This is a genomic window from Phyllobacterium sp. 628 (genome assembly GCF_014189505.1).
GTDB lineage: Bacteria > Pseudomonadota > Alphaproteobacteria > Rhizobiales > Rhizobiaceae > Phyllobacterium.
This window is the reverse complement of record NZ_CP050302.1, coordinates 222,024-236,503: the sequence shown is the minus strand read 5'-3', so window position 1 is coordinate 236,503 and position 14,480 is coordinate 222,024. Positions and strand designations below refer to the sequence as shown.

The 14,480-nt window shown below is 51.2% G+C and carries 13 protein-coding genes and 4 pseudogenes; 12 read left to right on the top strand and 5 right to left on the bottom strand.

All coding sequences use genetic code 11. From position 1 onward, the window contains the following. Positions 1-20: 20 nt before the first annotated feature. The 7 genes and pseudogenes from HB779_RS21700 to HB779_RS21670 all read left to right on the top strand — a co-directional run bounded on the left by HB779_RS21700 (position 21) and on the right by HB779_RS21670 (position 4,975). Entirely contained in the window at positions 21-1,463 is a 1,443-nt protein-coding gene (locus HB779_RS21700; protein ID WP_188346051.1) for an ATPase domain-containing protein, read from the top strand. Then, the gene (locus tag HB779_RS21695) at positions 1,463-2,503 is read left to right on the top strand and encodes a sensor histidine kinase (RefSeq protein WP_188346050.1); all 1,041 of its coding nucleotides are present in this window, start codon (positions 1,463-1,465) and stop codon (positions 2,501-2,503) included. Before HB779_RS21700 ends, HB779_RS21695 begins: the two co-directional genes overlap by 1 nt. Positions 2,504-2,692: 189 nt before the next feature. Then, a complete protein-coding gene (locus tag HB779_RS25815; RefSeq protein ID WP_188346049.1) occupies positions 2,693-2,971 on the top strand; it encodes a DUF982 domain-containing protein in 279 nt (92 codons plus the stop codon). Between the two features lie 106 nt (positions 2,972-3,077). Then, entirely contained in the window at positions 3,078-3,395 is a 318-nt protein-coding gene (locus tag HB779_RS21685) for a PRC-barrel domain-containing protein (protein WP_244642751.1), read from the top strand. Then, positions 3,392-3,571, top strand: a pseudogene (locus HB779_RS21680) (Tn3 family transposase); the annotation flags it as partial. The gene HB779_RS21685 and the pseudogene HB779_RS21680, both read left to right, overlap by 4 nt. A 94-nt stretch (positions 3,572-3,665) precedes the next feature. After that, entirely contained in the window at positions 3,666-4,148 is a 483-nt protein-coding gene (locus HB779_RS21675) for an SMI1/KNR4 family protein (RefSeq protein WP_188346046.1), read from the top strand. Between the two features lie 260 nt (positions 4,149-4,408). Beyond that, complete coding sequence (locus HB779_RS21670; RefSeq protein WP_188346045.1) at positions 4,409-4,975, top strand: recombinase family protein; 567 nt, start codon at positions 4,409-4,411, stop codon at positions 4,973-4,975. Positions 4,976-5,697: 722 nt separating this feature from the next. Here the strand turns inward: HB779_RS21670 and HB779_RS21665 are convergent. Then, positions 5,698-5,943, bottom strand: a complete 246-nt coding sequence (locus HB779_RS21665) for a hypothetical protein (RefSeq protein ID WP_188346044.1) — start codon at positions 5,941-5,943, stop codon at positions 5,698-5,700. A 644-nt stretch (positions 5,944-6,587) separates the two neighbouring features. Between HB779_RS21665 and HB779_RS21660 the strand changes: the two genes are divergently transcribed. Further along, positions 6,588-7,364: a GGDEF domain-containing protein gene (locus HB779_RS21660; RefSeq protein WP_188346043.1), complete on the top strand. Its 777-nt coding sequence runs from the start codon at positions 6,588-6,590 to the stop codon at positions 7,362-7,364. Positions 7,365-7,653: 289 nt separating this feature from the next. Here the strand turns inward: HB779_RS21660 and HB779_RS21655 are convergent. Continuing rightward, positions 7,654-8,801, bottom strand: a protein-coding gene (locus HB779_RS21655) for an IS3 family transposase (protein WP_188346042.1) whose coding sequence is annotated in 2 segments (ribosomal slippage) — positions 7,654-8,555 and positions 8,555-8,801 — 1,149 coding nt in all. Because the reading frame shifts where the segments join, the coding sequence is not laid out codon by codon here. A gap of 60 nt (positions 8,802-8,861) precedes the next feature. Between HB779_RS21655 and HB779_RS21650 the strand changes: the two are divergent. Beyond that, positions 8,862-9,125, top strand: a pseudogene (locus tag HB779_RS21650) (transposase); the annotation flags it as partial. A 400-nt stretch (positions 9,126-9,525) separates the two neighbouring features. On the opposite strand, the gene HB779_RS21645 reads toward HB779_RS21650, so the two are convergent. The 3 genes and pseudogenes from HB779_RS21645 to HB779_RS21640 form a co-directional block, all read right to left on the bottom strand. Next, a complete protein-coding gene (locus HB779_RS21645) occupies positions 9,526-10,716 on the bottom strand; it encodes a glycosyltransferase (RefSeq protein WP_188346041.1) in 1,191 nt (396 codons plus the stop codon). A gap of 518 nt (positions 10,717-11,234) precedes the next feature. Then, positions 11,235-11,564: pseudogene (locus HB779_RS25500) on the bottom strand (oleate hydratase); the annotation flags it as partial. A gap of 54 nt (positions 11,565-11,618) precedes the next feature. After that, positions 11,619-12,779: pseudogene (locus HB779_RS21640) on the bottom strand (IS3 family transposase). Here HB779_RS21640 and HB779_RS25810 point away from each other — a divergent pair. The 3 genes from HB779_RS25810 to HB779_RS21630 all read left to right on the top strand — a co-directional run bounded on the left by HB779_RS25810 (position 12,762) and on the right by HB779_RS21630 (position 14,129). Next, positions 12,762-13,055, top strand: a complete 294-nt coding sequence (locus HB779_RS25810) for a hypothetical protein (protein WP_371823954.1) — start codon at positions 12,762-12,764, stop codon at positions 13,053-13,055. The pseudogene HB779_RS21640 and the gene HB779_RS25810 sit on opposite strands and share 18 nt — an antisense overlap. 111 nt (positions 13,056-13,166) lie before the next feature. Further along, positions 13,167-13,493, top strand: coding sequence for a PepSY domain-containing protein (locus HB779_RS21635; protein ID WP_188346393.1), 327 nt, complete (start codon positions 13,167-13,169; stop codon positions 13,491-13,493). A gap of 33 nt (positions 13,494-13,526) precedes the next feature. Beyond that, the gene (locus tag HB779_RS21630; protein WP_188346392.1) at positions 13,527-14,129 is read left to right on the top strand and encodes a general stress protein; all 603 of its coding nucleotides are present in this window, start codon (positions 13,527-13,529) and stop codon (positions 14,127-14,129) included. Positions 14,130-14,480 lie beyond the last annotated feature (351 nt).

Genomic DNA, 14,480 nt, shown 5'->3' with positions numbered 1-14,480 from the left:
CCAGGAGTGGATCGATAGACATGGTCACACGCAAAAAGCCGTCGGTTGTCAAAACCGGAATTAGCGGATTAGACGAAATCCTTCGCGGCGGCTTGCCCTCGTCCAATTTCTATATTCTTCAAGGAGCGCCGGGGTCGGGTAAAACTACAGCTGCGCTGCAGTTCCTGCTCGCCGGCATTGAAAACGGAGAACGCTGTCTTTACGTCAGCCTATCTCAAACAAAGGCAGAGCTCAAATCCATTGCAGTGTCACACGGATGGAAACTGGATGGTATCAGAGTGGAAGAATTATCCGCCTCTGAGGCCATGAATGGTGGATCAGACCAGTCAATCTTTCAAACCACTGAGCTTCGGTTGGATGAAACCCGAAAAGCCGTCGAAAAAGCTATCGAGGAATACAAGCCCAACAGGCTTGTTTACGATTCACTTTTGGAAATCCGGTTGATCACGGGCGATTCGCCGCGGTTTCGCCGGGAATTGTTGGCTTTCAAAACATTTCTTGCGACACACGGCGTTGTCGCTCTGCTTCTGGACACCCAGACGAACGGTTCGGCCGAGCGCAGCGGCGAAGAGGTTGAAGGTATCGCCCATGGCGTGATCCGCTTTGATAAATCTCTCGAGGAATATGGCGGGGTGCGTCGCCGGATTGAGGTCAGTAAAATGCGCGGCGTTCCCATAGCCGATGGTTATCATGATATGGCTATTCGTGAGGGGCAGGGCGTTATTGTTTATCCGAGAATTATTCCAGGCGCGGCATCCGAAACGGTCAAGCCACAGCTGATCAAGTCGGGTGTCACAGCTCTTGACGAAATGTTTGGGGGCGGACAGGAATCTGGGACCACCACGCTTGTGATTGGCCAGTCGGGCACGGGCAAATCAACGATGTCCTCCCTTTATGCGACCGCTGCGTTGAAACGCGGCGAGAGCGTCGCACTCTTTCTGTTTGAGGAACGTCTCGAGACGTTTTTCCGCCGCTCCGAAGGGCTGGGCATGGACTTGCGCCAGTTTCACAAGGACGGCCAACTGATCATACTGGATTTCAATCCAAATGAGATCTCGCCTGGCGAATTTGGCAAAATTGTTCAGGACGTGGTTACGCGTGAAAAATCCCGTGTGGTGGTGATCGACAGCTTCACCGGATATTTGAATTCGCTTCCTCATCGTGAAAAGGCCGTGCGGGATATTCAGTCCTTGCTCAAATATCTTGCGCGTTCGGGTGTCCTGACGATGTTGATCGTGGCGCAACATGGATTGCTGGGTCAAAACGTCGGGATTGACGTTGATGTCAGCTTTCTGGGCGACACGGTGCTTCTTCTCAGAATTTCCGAACATGAAGGAAAGCTCCGGCGCAGCATAACGGTGGTAAAGAAGCGCCATGGCCCGCATGACCTTGATGTCAGGGAGCTTCTGATCGAGAGTTCCGGCATTACCGTGGTTCCATACAATCCCTTGCCTGAGGCGTAATGGACGGCCACAATCATGGCGAACTGGATTGGGTGCTTGTCCTGGCACCCTACAGGAAAGATGCAGCCTTTATTGAGCTTCTTCTGGTTGAGCACGGGATGAACGTCAGGGTTTGTGCCAAGACGGATGATCTGGGGGAAATGCTGTCGCAATCACCTGGTGTAATCCTTGCAACGCACGAGTCGCTCACAAACGAGACCATCGATGCCGTAGCAAATCATTTGTCGGGGCAGCCCAACTGGTCTGACCTGCCAATTTTTCTGCTCCTCGATCGAAGAGCACCACAAGCGCGCATTCGCGCCGAACTTGAGAAGCGTTGGCCGCAAGCGAGACAAATGTTTTTCCAAAGACCCGTTGTTTCCCTCGAACTCGTAAGCGGTATTCAATCGGCGCTTCTTGCCCGTCTGCGTCAACGTGAAGTCAGAGACTCCTTCGAACGCGAGAAAGAGCTTCGTTTCGAACTGAACCACCGCGTTAAAAACATTCTGGCGAGTGTAACATCGATATTTCGCATGACCCGTCGCGGTGCAGATACAATTGATGCTCTCACCACAGATTTCGAAGGACGACTTGGAGCTTTGGCCAACGTTCACTCCGCTGTTTTCGAACAAGGTGGCGACACCGTCGCCTTAAGAGGGATCGTGGACCTTACCCTGAAACCTTATAGCGCAGACACAACGAAGCGGTTTCGTATCGAAGGTCCAGAGCTCACACTCACTCGGGAGGCGGGGACAACACTTGCTCTCTGCCTGCACGAACTTGTCACGAACGCAATCAAGTACGGGGCGCTGTCGACGGTTACCGGACGCATAAGTGTGATTTGGGAAGTCTCTACCTCTAAACAGCCGATATTGAAATTGGAGTGGATCGAGATGGGGGGGCCTCCGGTGAAGGAGCCGAGCAGAACAGGTTATGGTACCCGTTATATCCGCTCGGCGCTGGCAGCTGTTTTTGGAGAAAGACCTGTTGTAACGTTTGATCCGAAGGGATTGCGCTGTGTTGTCAGTGGGCCACTTTCGAATGTCGTACCGAAAAATTAAAGGTTATCTCGCATCCTGCGCACGTTGTAGGGAGGCACACCTTCGCGCATCGCCAAAACAAGCGTCCACAATTGGTGACATTAGCCGCCATGCCCACATTATCCTTTCCTTGACGCAGTTCACCTTCGCAGTAGTGCAACTTTCGCAGCGTCTTATGGAACAACTTTTTCCTATAAACAGTTTCTATGTATGGGAAAGCCGTTTGAATATGTCACTGTAAAATCGCCGCGTACCGGTCGCATTGAAGTTGTGCGAAACATAGAGCACGCACTTGCATTGCTGGCAGAGCATTGGTTCAAGCATTGTAGCGAAAAGCACGGTGTGGCCTGTGCCGCCTGCCGAAGCGCGATAGCGGGGAAGACTTCTGTTCTTAAGGCCCGTGCCGTCTTTGTCGAAGCAGCCGAAGAAGTCCATATCCTGGTGTATGAACGGGTCCGCAGTTGGTCGACACTGCGATCGAACATATGATTTCCGCGCATAAACCCAATGAACAACCGTGAGAAAAAAGCTGGATTTTCTTTGCAAAGGCAGCTAAATCTCTATGACTGCCAAATCCAATTCGTTATGCGTCAGAGTGCGGAATCCCATTTGCAACGCTGGCGCCCAAACAGCCACGGCAACCACCACGGAAACCTTTATCACGGCGCAGCCGACTGACGTTCTTTCCTACAACCTCATTGGATTGAACATTGTCGACGGTCAGAACAAATCGATTGGCGAAATTAAGGATCTGATCCTTTCGGAAGGCAAGTTGGCGGGTTACATCGTATCCGCAGGTGGCGTCCTTGGCCTTGGTGAAAAATATGTCATCGTGGCTCCCGCAGCGGTGAAAGTCTCTTATTCTGAGAACGACAAGAATTGGACCGCCACAATGTCGGCAACGGAAGAGTAGCTTATGTGAACACGCGCATGCTGCAAACCGTGCTCTCCGAACCAGCCTGGCACAGCCGTATGGCACCGGAAGATTATCGCGGCCTCACGCCGCTGATCTACGCTCACGTTAATCCCTACGGTCGGTTCGATCTCGACCTGGACAGCCGGATAGATTTCGGCAAAATCGCTGCCTGAGCAGCGGTGCGAAAATGGGCGTTGCAAAACTCGGGCGCAAAATTCTAACTTTTGTGGGGAATATTGCGACACGGACTTGAACAGGATTGAGTGAATGACGCTGGATGAATTTGTAAACACCATCCAAAATGAAGGCGGAAACCTGACTTCAGAAGATGCACTAGTTTCTTTTGAAGCAAAGATCGGCTCGCCTCTTCCTAAGGAACTGCGTGAATACTTGAAGTGCTCCGGCGGAGGCTTGATCTTCCAGCCATCGATTACCTACCTCGATTCGGAGCAGCGACAGTTAAGGCTCCGGTACATGAATGATCTTTCCAAGATTGACGAGGAATTCACCAAGCCGACTTCCTACCCACTCCCGGACGGATTTCTGATAATCGGCTCGGATGCCGGTGGCAATGCAATCATGGTCTGCATGCGGACGGATCGCTTCGGACAGATTTTTCTGCTCGATCACGAACTGGTCGCTTATGAAGGTGAGCCCGACACGTTGGAGGAGGCCGAAGAATATGGCCTTGTACTCTTCTATTCTCCGAGCTTTTCGCAATTTCTCAACGATCTCCGGATCGAGAGATGAGCTTCGATTTGTCGCGGAAATCCTGATTTTTCGTCGCAAATATCGCGGACTGAAATCACGCTGAAGTTCGCCTCGCAAATGTCGGTCGCAAAAGTCCGCCTAAAGCGGGGGACTTTTGCGACAGCGTTTCGCCTAATGTAGCCTCTGGGTAAGCCCTAAAGTGACATTTAATGTGACGGGCCTGGAATGTAACAAAAGGGTGGATTTTCGATCAAAGTGACGTTACACAATCGGAACTACCCTAATGTTACAGAATCGCCATGGCCCGCATCGGATATGCTCACGTCAGCACTACAGATCAGGACCTCGATATTCAGAACGAGCGTCTGAAGGCCGCAGGTTGCGAAATCATCCGATCAGAAACCGGATCTGGAGCGTCCCGGAAGGGGCGATCCGAGCTGGAAACCATTATGCAGTTTCTGCATGCGGGCGACGAGCTGGTGGTCCTGCGACTTGATCGGCTCGGCCGTTCCACACGCGACGTTCTCAATCTCGTTCATGAGCTTGACGAAAAGGGCGCGTCACTCCGCATTCTTGAGCCCGAAGTCACGACAGCCGGAAGCATGGGTCGAATGGTCATCACCATCCTCGGCATGGTCGCTGACATGGAACTCAAGTTCATCAAAGACAGGCAACGAGCGGGCATCGACGCGGCAAAAGCTGACGGCATCTACACGGGTAGGAAAAAGAATGTCGATGACGCGGAAATCCGCAGGCGAATCGCGGCTGGCGCAACGAAAGCCGCCGTTGCTCGTGACCTGAACATTTCCAGGATGACTGTTTACCGCGCCTTGGAAGATCAAGCTTCGGAATCAGCTTCTACGTGATTACACGTTCGCTATCCGTTCTTTGAGTTGGCCAAAATCGCAGCTTCGGGCCGACTGGTCCTTACGGGTCCCAATTTCCTCATAAATTCCTGTGTCACACGTCTACATCAAAAAGGTTTGACCGTAATATGGACAGCGCATTTGCCCCTGCCTCGATAGCCTCCGACCACTCCTGGGTGCCGGATATGCTTGCGATCGGTGAGTGTCCCCTGACGGCTCAAGATTATGTTGAGGCCTATCTGATGGATCCACACAATGGCATTCGTCAACCGACCTTCTTAATGATCCACGCGACTTCGTGCTGAAGCGGGTCCTTGCCATTATTGCCCAAGCACGGCTACCTGACCACGAGTTGGCCCTTGGTCAATTGGGGGCAGGACCCTTGGAAGACATGATGTCCGATGATCTGCTGGACGATTTGGAAGCATGGGTGCCATTCAAAAGCACGATGTCCTATACACTTCGGATGGTGCGGATGACGTTCGAGGCTACGAGATTGCAACAGCGTCTTGAAACATTGCTGCAGCGGTCGGATCATTTCTCCAATTCCGTTAACAGGTAATTTCAGTCCTGAGCATGGCGCAGCGGTGTCATCAGCCGCGTTGCTGATCTCCTTGATGCCACGCTATCTGGGCGATGGGACTGACCCGTTCATCCCGATCGTCACGACGGTCGAGCATCATGCGCGTGCTCAACATTAATCTGCCGCCATTATCCGAAATTCATTTCGGGTTTATCTTCTTTGGCAGTTTCGCCAACTGCGCATCGAACTCCGCTCTTGCTTTAGCATTGTGCGCGATCACCGTACTGTCGACGATTTCGGCTAGCGCCATCAGTATCTCGTTCTCGCTCCATCCGGCAACAGTCGCTTCACCCATCAGATACAAAACATAATCTTCAAGTGCTGTCCGGCAATCGGTGAAGCGATCTGAATATATCCCCTTGGCCTTCGGAGGTTTTATCTTCATAGATTGTTCTCACAGCTGAAATATCACGTTGTTGACTGGCGGATCCAGTTTTGTTCCATTTTTCATACAATACAATTACTTCATAGTCTCCATCAGCTGGAAAATTCTGAAAATATAAACTTTCACGCATCTCCATTTTTCTTTGTGAAATTGGTGAATAACATCGAAGAGCAGTTTGTTTTCTCTGTACGATTCATCGAACGTCATGTCTGGTACAAAGACGCTGTTGTCGTGCAGGATGACATTGAATGAGCCCGGGTACTCACCACGTCAGGCATTTCGGACAGAAGGACGAGAACCTCCTCGTCACCCAAGAGTAGGTGCGAGAACGGGAGATGTTCCTCCAGGCGAATAAGTTTTTCGAGATGGTAAAGGGTGCATGACTGCAATTTGTTGTTTTCAGCCTGCAAAATGCTATGTTGATTTACTACTTATAGAAAAAAGATTGATTTTCATATCAAAAATATTCTTACTTGTTTTTTATACTAAGGGAACCCCCAATAGAATACGTTTTCTCTGTAGTCCCATCGGCAAATATTAACTCAACAGTCCTATCGAACGGCAATAACATAGAATATTATTTCCGATTGATATTTAGTCGCAACTTTCCTCCACTTCAACCATTTCCGAGATCAACCGGTGCGATGATTACATATGATATCTGGACTTCAAAATTCGGTGAATTTTCGCCAGCGATGCAAGTCGCAATTATGGTGTGTTTGGCGACTGTTTCTGCGAATGTCCTGTCCGTCTTCTTTTTCTTCACGATAGGGTTTGAGACGATGGACCATGTGGTTGTGGCAACAACCTGCACAACGGTGCTGGTCAGCGCGCCTCTGGGTGCCTTTCTTGTCGGCCTGAACTCAAAAATCAAACACGTGGCAGCCCAACTCGATCTCACTTCCCGTACAGACGGCCTGACTGGCCTGTCCACGCGTACAGAGTTCTATAAACAGGTAAACAGGCAAATGCAGATGGGCGATCCAGCCAAGGGGGCGGGTGCAATACTTTACATCGATGCCGATCACTTCAAGCGCATAAATGATCAATTTGGTCATGCGATTGGCGATGCGGTTCTCGAAGAGATCGGTCTGCTGATTATTCATATACTTGGAGAATGGGACCATGCAGCCCGCTTTGGCGGCGAAGAATTCGTGGTACTTTTGAATGGTGCGGACGTCGGGAAAGCCGAATGGATTGCTCATCGAATTCTCGTGGGAACAAGAGGCATAGCCGAACAATTACGCGTGGATGGGCTAGCGGTTACAGTCAGTATCGGCGTGGCGATCCATGAACCTGATCAAACTCTGGACGAGGCTCTAATGGCAGCGGATCACTGTCTATACTCAGCAAAATATCAAGGACGAAATCGAGTGGTCCTCGCAGAGAGCGCCCTGTCTGGCTCCTCCCTATCCTCCTAAAATGTTGAGTTGCACCATCAATTAACCCATTTTTCCGTTTGCGATTGATCATAGCCGATCAAGTTAAGACAAGGATCGTGATGAGTTTTTTGCGTGAATGGTGGGACAACGCGAATTGGAAAAATGGGGCAACTGGTGGTGCAACTCAACAGCCTTATTTCTCAATCAATATGGGCGTTTTTCTGTAGCTGTCCCCACAAAAAAATGCAGATTTGTAGATATCGCCCTAACCTTAAGAAGTCGGCACTGATCTTATGCTGAATATTTTTCCTGAATAGCCCCGAGTTTGTTAGACACCTTGCGTCTTCAGTTTGTGGTTCCGTTCAAAGTGTGCCGGTGACAGCATACCGTTTCTAACGTGTTTGCGCTGCGGATTATAAAACATCTCGATGTAGTCGAACACGTCCTGCCTTGCTTCGCCTCGTGTTCTGTATGTTTTGCGGCGAATGCGTTCTCGTTTCAACAGATTGAAAAAGCTCTCCGCGACAGCATTGTCGTGACAGTTGCCCCGGCGGCTCATGCTGTGTTCAAGATTGTGCTGTTTCAGGAATGAGGCCCAGTCCATACTGGTAAACTGGGAGCCTTGGTCTGAGTGTATCATCACTCGCTCTGTCGGCTTTCGTCGCCACACTGCCATCAGCAAAGCCTGCAGAACCAGGTCCGTCGTTTGGCGCGATTGCATCGACCAACCGACAATGCGCCGGGAGAAGAGGTCGATGACTACAGCCAGATAAGAAAACCCCTCATACGTCTTGATATAGGTGATATCTGTGACCCAGACCTTGTCAGGTGTGTCGACATCAAACTGGCGATCCAGGGTGTTGTCTATGACGATAGAAGGCCTACCTCCGTATCTGCCCGATCGGCGTTTATAACCGATCTGGGCCTTGACGCCTGCCAGCCTGGCCAGTCTCGCCACGCGGTTCGGACAACAAGTCTCTCCCTGATCCCGCAGATCATCGTGCAGCTTGCGGTATCCATAGACCTTGCCGCTGTCGTGCCATGCATTCCTGAGCAGCATTGTCTGGCGAATATCTTCGTTTGCACGTTTGCTGAACGGCCGCTTCAGCCAGGCATAAAAACCGCTGGGATGAACACAAAGCATGCGGCACATCACACGCACATTGAATTGCACACGATGCACCTTGATGAACGCGTACTTCATTTTGCATCCTTGGCGAAGTACGCGGTGGCTTTTTTTAGAATGTCACGCTCCTCGGTGACGCGGGCAAGTTCCTGCTTCAATCGCCTGATCTCTGACGATTGATCGTCCTTCGCCGCCGATTGCGGAGAAACGCTATAGCGCTTCATCCATTCGTAAAGCGAGTGTGTGCTGACACCCAGACGCTTCGAAACATCCGCGACTGAATAACCGCGCTCCATGATCTGTTTGATCGCATCTAGCCTGAATTCGTCTGTGAAATTACCCTTGCCCATCATTGGCTCCTTGCCTCATTTTTAGGGGACAAGGTGTCTACAAATCTAGGGGCTATTCATTACATCATGCCGGGCAGCCCTTGGGAGAACGGCTATTGCGAGAGTTTCAACTCAAAGCTCCGGGATGAACTGCTCAACGGAGAAATCTTCTATACGTTAAAGGAGGCACAAATCGTCATCAAGAATTGGCGAAGATATTACAATACCATCCGACCACACTCATCGTTGGGTTACAAATCACCTGCACCCGAGGCGATCGTCTGGCCGTCTCAAAATGGGCCAGCCTCAACGCCAGTGATGGCAATCAGACCAAGTCTGCACTAACATTAAACCCGGATCGCCTCTTGGGGGCAGGCCAGCCATCGGAAATTCCGATGGCCAACTGGCCTGTTGAAGGGGGCCACCAGCGACGACCTTAAACGGGAACAGGCCGAGGCGAGTGTTGTCTAATTCGATGTCATCAGAATTGTGAAAGATCTGATGACGATCAAGGACGCTTATAACTGGTGCAGCTAGTGAAATATCGCCGGGCCTCACTTGTACGCTGGCAAGGGACAACGTGTTCGACGTGGTGACTTGAAATCATTACTCAATAAGAATTTTGGCACCATTCTCGCAAAATCCTTGCTGATATAAATGCAAACTGTGCCGCTTTGGATTTTGCACTTAATAAAGAAAAGTAGTTACAAAGATGCAAACACATGTAACTAAGAATTGGTTAGTTTCACCCGAGGAGTACTTTTAAGTACGCTTGTACAGCGCCGTCCGTGGAGAATACCTCGCCACGTTTTTGGAGAAGATTCTTATTGAGCGGCTTATCCAATGCTACAACAATTGCTTTCGACATTGCGTGGAAATCACCAACAGGCACTAACGTACCGAACTTCCCATGATCCAGAATTTCTTTAGGACCGCTTGGACAATCGGTACTAATGACAGGGCAACCACATGCAAGAGCCTGAATGAGAACTCCCGGCAATCCTTCGAATGCCGAAGACAAAACGAATAAATCGGCACGGGTCATGTAACCGAAAGGGTTATGCATAAAGCCTAGAAATGCAACGTCAGATACGATGTCTAAGGCATGGGATAAATCTTCCAAATTTGAGCGCTCGGGACCATCACCCAAAATCATCAATCGACAGTTACGGACCTTTCGCACCTCGGCAAATGCCCTGAGCAGAGTCGGGAAATCTTTTTGTCGTTTATGCTTTCCCACGGCCAAAATGACCGGTAGACCGGAATCAAACCACGGATGATCAACCCGTTGAGCAGCCATTGCGCTGAGAGAGTGTCCCGACACGGCATTGTAAATAGTCTTAATTCGTTGTGCGGGCAGTTGGCAGGCTTCTGCCAAGTCGTTTGCAACGCCGTTCGAAACAGCAATAATGCAATCTGCTCGAGAGTAAAACCGGCCAAACGCCGGACCACGCTGCATTTCGCGCCAATTGTTGAATTGACCTGTTTGGGCGGAGAATTGATTGCGCTGACTGATTACAACGCGTGTGTCTACGTTGGCAACACCCGATGCGATTATTAAAGCAACATTGGCGTATTCAAGGGCCGAAAGAATTGCAACGGGTCGTTCTCGAGTCAAATATCGTACCAAATCAGGAACTACAGCAAGCGGCTTAGGTGACCGGGGAGTAAGAAGAAGATGAGCGAGACCAAACAGGTCTGACGGACGCCCAGCCAAACCCACCAATGCTTTCGCCACGGACGTGGTCGCTAGTTCAATAATGCGGACCAAGGGATCGACGTCTGAAAGGAAAGGACCTTCGGCTTTTGACAAGAGCAAGTCGATTGAATACCCTTCTCGGACCAGCCCGTTGGCTAGATTGACGGTGGAACGTTCCGCGCCGCCACCTTGCAGAGTTGGGATAAAGAGTGCGATGCGTCTGGTCTTGTCAAACAATGATTGAGCCGATTACCTGCGAAAGGAAATTTTATTCGCAACGCGTGCACGATCAATTTAGTTGCAGCTGATATGCTATTTTTCTAGCGCCGATACAGACGGTGAGGGTGACAGCCGCAAAATGTTATAGAGATGGAGACTGAAATTGCCGCTCCCTTTAACATTATTTGGGCAATTAAAACCTCATTGAGTAAACCTTCTCGAAGAGATAGTGCCTTCCAGAGAAGTCCGACAACCACATGTCTGACATTATTTAAGAAATACACCCTGATTGGAGACAAAGGCTCTCTGTGGCGTCTGCTTCCATGCATCTCTGCCGATCCGACGGTAAGGTTTAATATCCGCAGAAGGCGGAGAAACTGAACGCACACGCTGGCCTAAAGTAGTCAACGTCTTATTCGGAGTATTCTAACCCTCTTGATGGCTACGCAAAATTTGAACCGCTTCGGCCGTACTTAAATCAACCAAATTCAACTTTCACCAAGAAACCGGATAAACCCGATAACTTACCATCCGAATTATTCACGCTTCCCCCGCGAGGTCAGGTTCTCCCGAACTGTTTCCAGCCAACCCAAGATCCGACTGAACACTTGCCCTCCTGCGTCAAAGAACTCCGCAAGTTCTCCTTCGGTCTTTTCTCGTTTCGTGGGTTCTTGGTCTGGCAGCGGCGGGAGGTTGTGCGCGAAATAGGTTTTGTCAAGTAACCGGTGGAGCAGCCGCTCTCCCGGAAAGGGTTCATTATTATTGAGAGCCCGTGCCGCTTTAAGAAGAGTGCGGATATCGTATTGGACAGGACTGATATCCGGTACCTGCTTGCGCAAGCCCAAAAGGGTGTACACGCCGGCACGACGTGCGGCCTGTCTCCAGCTGGCCTGCCCCCAAGAGGCGATCCGGGTTTAATGTTAGTGCAGACTTGGTCTGATTGCCATCACTGGCGTTGAGGCTGGCCCATTTTGAGACGGCCAGACGATGGCCTCGGGTGCAGGTGATTTGTAACCCAACGATGAGTGTGGTCGGATAGTATTGTAATGCCGTCGCCAATTCTCGATGACGATTTGTGCCTCCTTAAGTGTGTAGAAGATTTCTCCGTTGAGCAGTTCATCCCGAAGCTTTGAATTGAAACTCTCACAATAGCCGTTCTCCCATGGACTACCCGGCATGATGTAGGCGGTTTTGGCACCGACGGCAGCAATCCACTCTCTCAAGGCCTTGGCGATGAATTCAGGGCCATTGTCGGACCGGATGTGACCAGGAATGCCGCGCAGGATAAACAGATCAGACAGAACGTCGATGACATCCGTCGCCTTCAACTTTCTGTCCACCCTGATGGCAATACATTCCCGTGTGAATTCGTCGATCACATTGAGCATACGGATTTTCCTTCCATTGTGCGTGCGAGCCTCAACAAAGTCATAGGACCAGACATGGTTGGGGTATTCCGGTCGAAGCCGGATGCACGAACTCTCATTCAGCCATAAACGTGTGCGTTTGGGTTGTCTGTGTGGAACTTTGAGCCCCTCACGCCGCCATATCCGCTCAACCCGTTTCACATTCACCACCCAACCCGCACGATGCAGCATCGCTGTGATGCGGCGATATCCGTAGCGGCCATATTGGAGAGCAAGTGCAATGATGTCGGCGGTCAGTGCCGCTTCATCGTCCGGTGTTTTCAAGAGCTTGCGCTGTGTGGATCGATGCTGGCCAAGAACCCGGCATGCCCGTCGTTCGGACACGTCAAATTCCTCAACCACATGCTCCACACAGGCACGGCGGCGTGCGGGGCTTAAAAGTTTCCCTTTGCGGCCTCAGCAAGGATCATCTTGTCCAGCGTCAGATCCGAAACAGCCCGCCGAAGACGCGCATTCTCCGCTTCCAGTTCTTTCAGCCGCTTGACCTGATCACCCTTCAAGCCGCCGTATTCGGCCCGCCACCGGTAATATGTTACTTCCGTCACACCTATCGATCGAATGGCTTCTGCCATCGACTTCCCCCTGCGAACTTAGAACATCTACCTGACGCAGTTTCATGACAATCTCTTCGGGCTTGTGTCGTTTGCTTGGCATTCTCAATATCCTTTATCGGCTCAAAAGCCATACTTCATAAAGGACCACTTTCAAGGGGGCAGGCCAGTTGCAGACATCAAGCTTCGCGACCATGAAGAAGCTTTGGGAGAAGCCCGTCGCGCCGCATTGGAAATTATGGTCGATGAGGTGCTCGAGGGCATTGATTCGACCAGGTGGGTTGTCCGGGTCTATAACGACACGGATCAATTGATAGGAACAATTTTCTTCGTTGACCTGCTAAAGTCAGCGCCCGATTCAAAACCGCCGCATTCGTAAACGTTGACCCATGACGGCGCATTGTTTGCGGGAGTATGGCGGGAACAATGGGGCATCCCAGCGGTTACCTTCTTAGCTGATCGTCCAGATCAGATAAAACAGGAGGTCAATATGAAACTGAAACGTATCGCACTGGCGCTTGGAGCGCTTTCATTGCTGTCATCAGCATATGCCCAGGAAGCGACGAAGCCTGCCGCCGATCCGCAAACACCTGCGGTCGCAACGCCGGATACCAAGAACCCGGCAGCGCCGGTGGCTGGAGCCAACAGCTTCACGGAAAGCCAGGCCAAGGAACGCATCGAAGGCAAAGGTTATTCCGACATTACCGCCTTGATGAAGGGTGAGGACGGCATCTGGAGCGGATCCGCGAAGAAAGATGGCAAGCCAGTTAATGTGAAGCTCGATTACCAGGGCAACATCACCGATGCTGCTCAATAAACTTTCAACAGAACGAAAATCAGGGAGAGACACATGCAAACGATAACAGGTCTATACGACAGTCACTCAGATGCCCGCGCTGCGGTCAGTGAACTCGAAAACGCCGGCATTTCATCGGATAAAATCAGCATTGTCGGCCGCGACAGTGACGATCGTGACAGCAACGCGGGCGAGGGCGCTGCGGCAGGTGCCGGCATAGGCGCTGCCGTTGGCGGCGTAGGCGGACTGCTTACAGGTTTGGGATTGATGGCAATTCCTGGCGTTGGTCCTGTCGTTGCAGCAGGTTGGCTCGCAGCAACGGCCGCGGGTGCAGCAGCAGGCGCGATAGCCGGCGGCGCGACAGGTGGTATCATTGGTTCATTGACCAAGGAGGGCGTCGATGAAGATGACGCGCACGTTTATGCGGAGGGCGTTCGCAGAGGCAGCACATTGGTCTCCGCCAAAGTAGATGACAATGAGGCCGAAATAGCCCGGGCCATCTTGAATAACGACACCGCCGTCGATGTGGACAGCCGTCGTGCCGTGTATCGTGAGGAAGGCTGGGAGCGCTTCGACGATTCCCGCCCGGACTACACGGAAGAAGAGGCGAGGAAAGAGCGTGACCGGTTGCGTGATACGGGCAATCTCACGCCGTAAATCTACGTTTTCAAATCATAGAGCGCGCCGTCCAGACCCGCTTTTTTTACTGAGATATCGCAAAGTTTACTTGTTGCATGGCGGTGGAATCCGTTTGTTGCGGTCAAAGTAAGAAGTTGCGCGTCCGTGGCCAATGCAAATCTGGCATCTCGACCAGGTCAACTACCGTAGGCGGAAGAAGCGCCTGCGCAGATGTGCCTAGGCACTCAGAACATTCCTCAATAACTGACGTCCCAATATAGAATTGGGGCCCACATTAAGGCGTGCCAATGGAACATAAGATCATGGGCAACGTTGTTTGAATGGTAGTGCTGATTTCGCTGGATACCAATCAGCGATAAGGTACGATAG

Bases quoted from the DNA above. Each gene is read 5' to 3' on its own strand.
- HB779_RS21700 (WP_188346051.1), top strand. From the start codon at position 21: ATGGTCACACGCAAAAAGCCGTCGGTTGTCAAAACCGGAATTAGCGGA.
- HB779_RS21695 (WP_188346050.1), top strand. From the start codon at position 1,463: ATGGACGGCCACAATCATGGCGAACTGGATTGGGTGCTTGTCCTGGCA.
- HB779_RS25815 (WP_188346049.1), top strand. From the start codon at position 2,693: ATGGGAAAGCCGTTTGAATATGTCACTGTAAAATCGCCGCGTACCGGT.
- HB779_RS21675 (WP_188346046.1), top strand. From the start codon at position 3,666: ATGACGCTGGATGAATTTGTAAACACCATCCAAAATGAAGGCGGAAAC.
- HB779_RS21670 (WP_188346045.1), top strand. From the start codon at position 4,409: ATGGCCCGCATCGGATATGCTCACGTCAGCACTACAGATCAGGACCTC.
- HB779_RS21665 (WP_188346044.1), bottom strand. From the start codon at position 5,943: ATGAAGATAAAACCTCCGAAGGCCAAGGGGATATATTCAGATCGCTTC.
- HB779_RS21660 (WP_188346043.1), top strand. From the start codon at position 6,588: ATGATTACATATGATATCTGGACTTCAAAATTCGGTGAATTTTCGCCA.
- HB779_RS21635 (WP_188346393.1), top strand. From the start codon at position 13,167: ATGAAACTGAAACGTATCGCACTGGCGCTTGGAGCGCTTTCATTGCTG.
- HB779_RS21630 (WP_188346392.1), top strand. From the start codon at position 13,527: ATGCAAACGATAACAGGTCTATACGACAGTCACTCAGATGCCCGCGCT.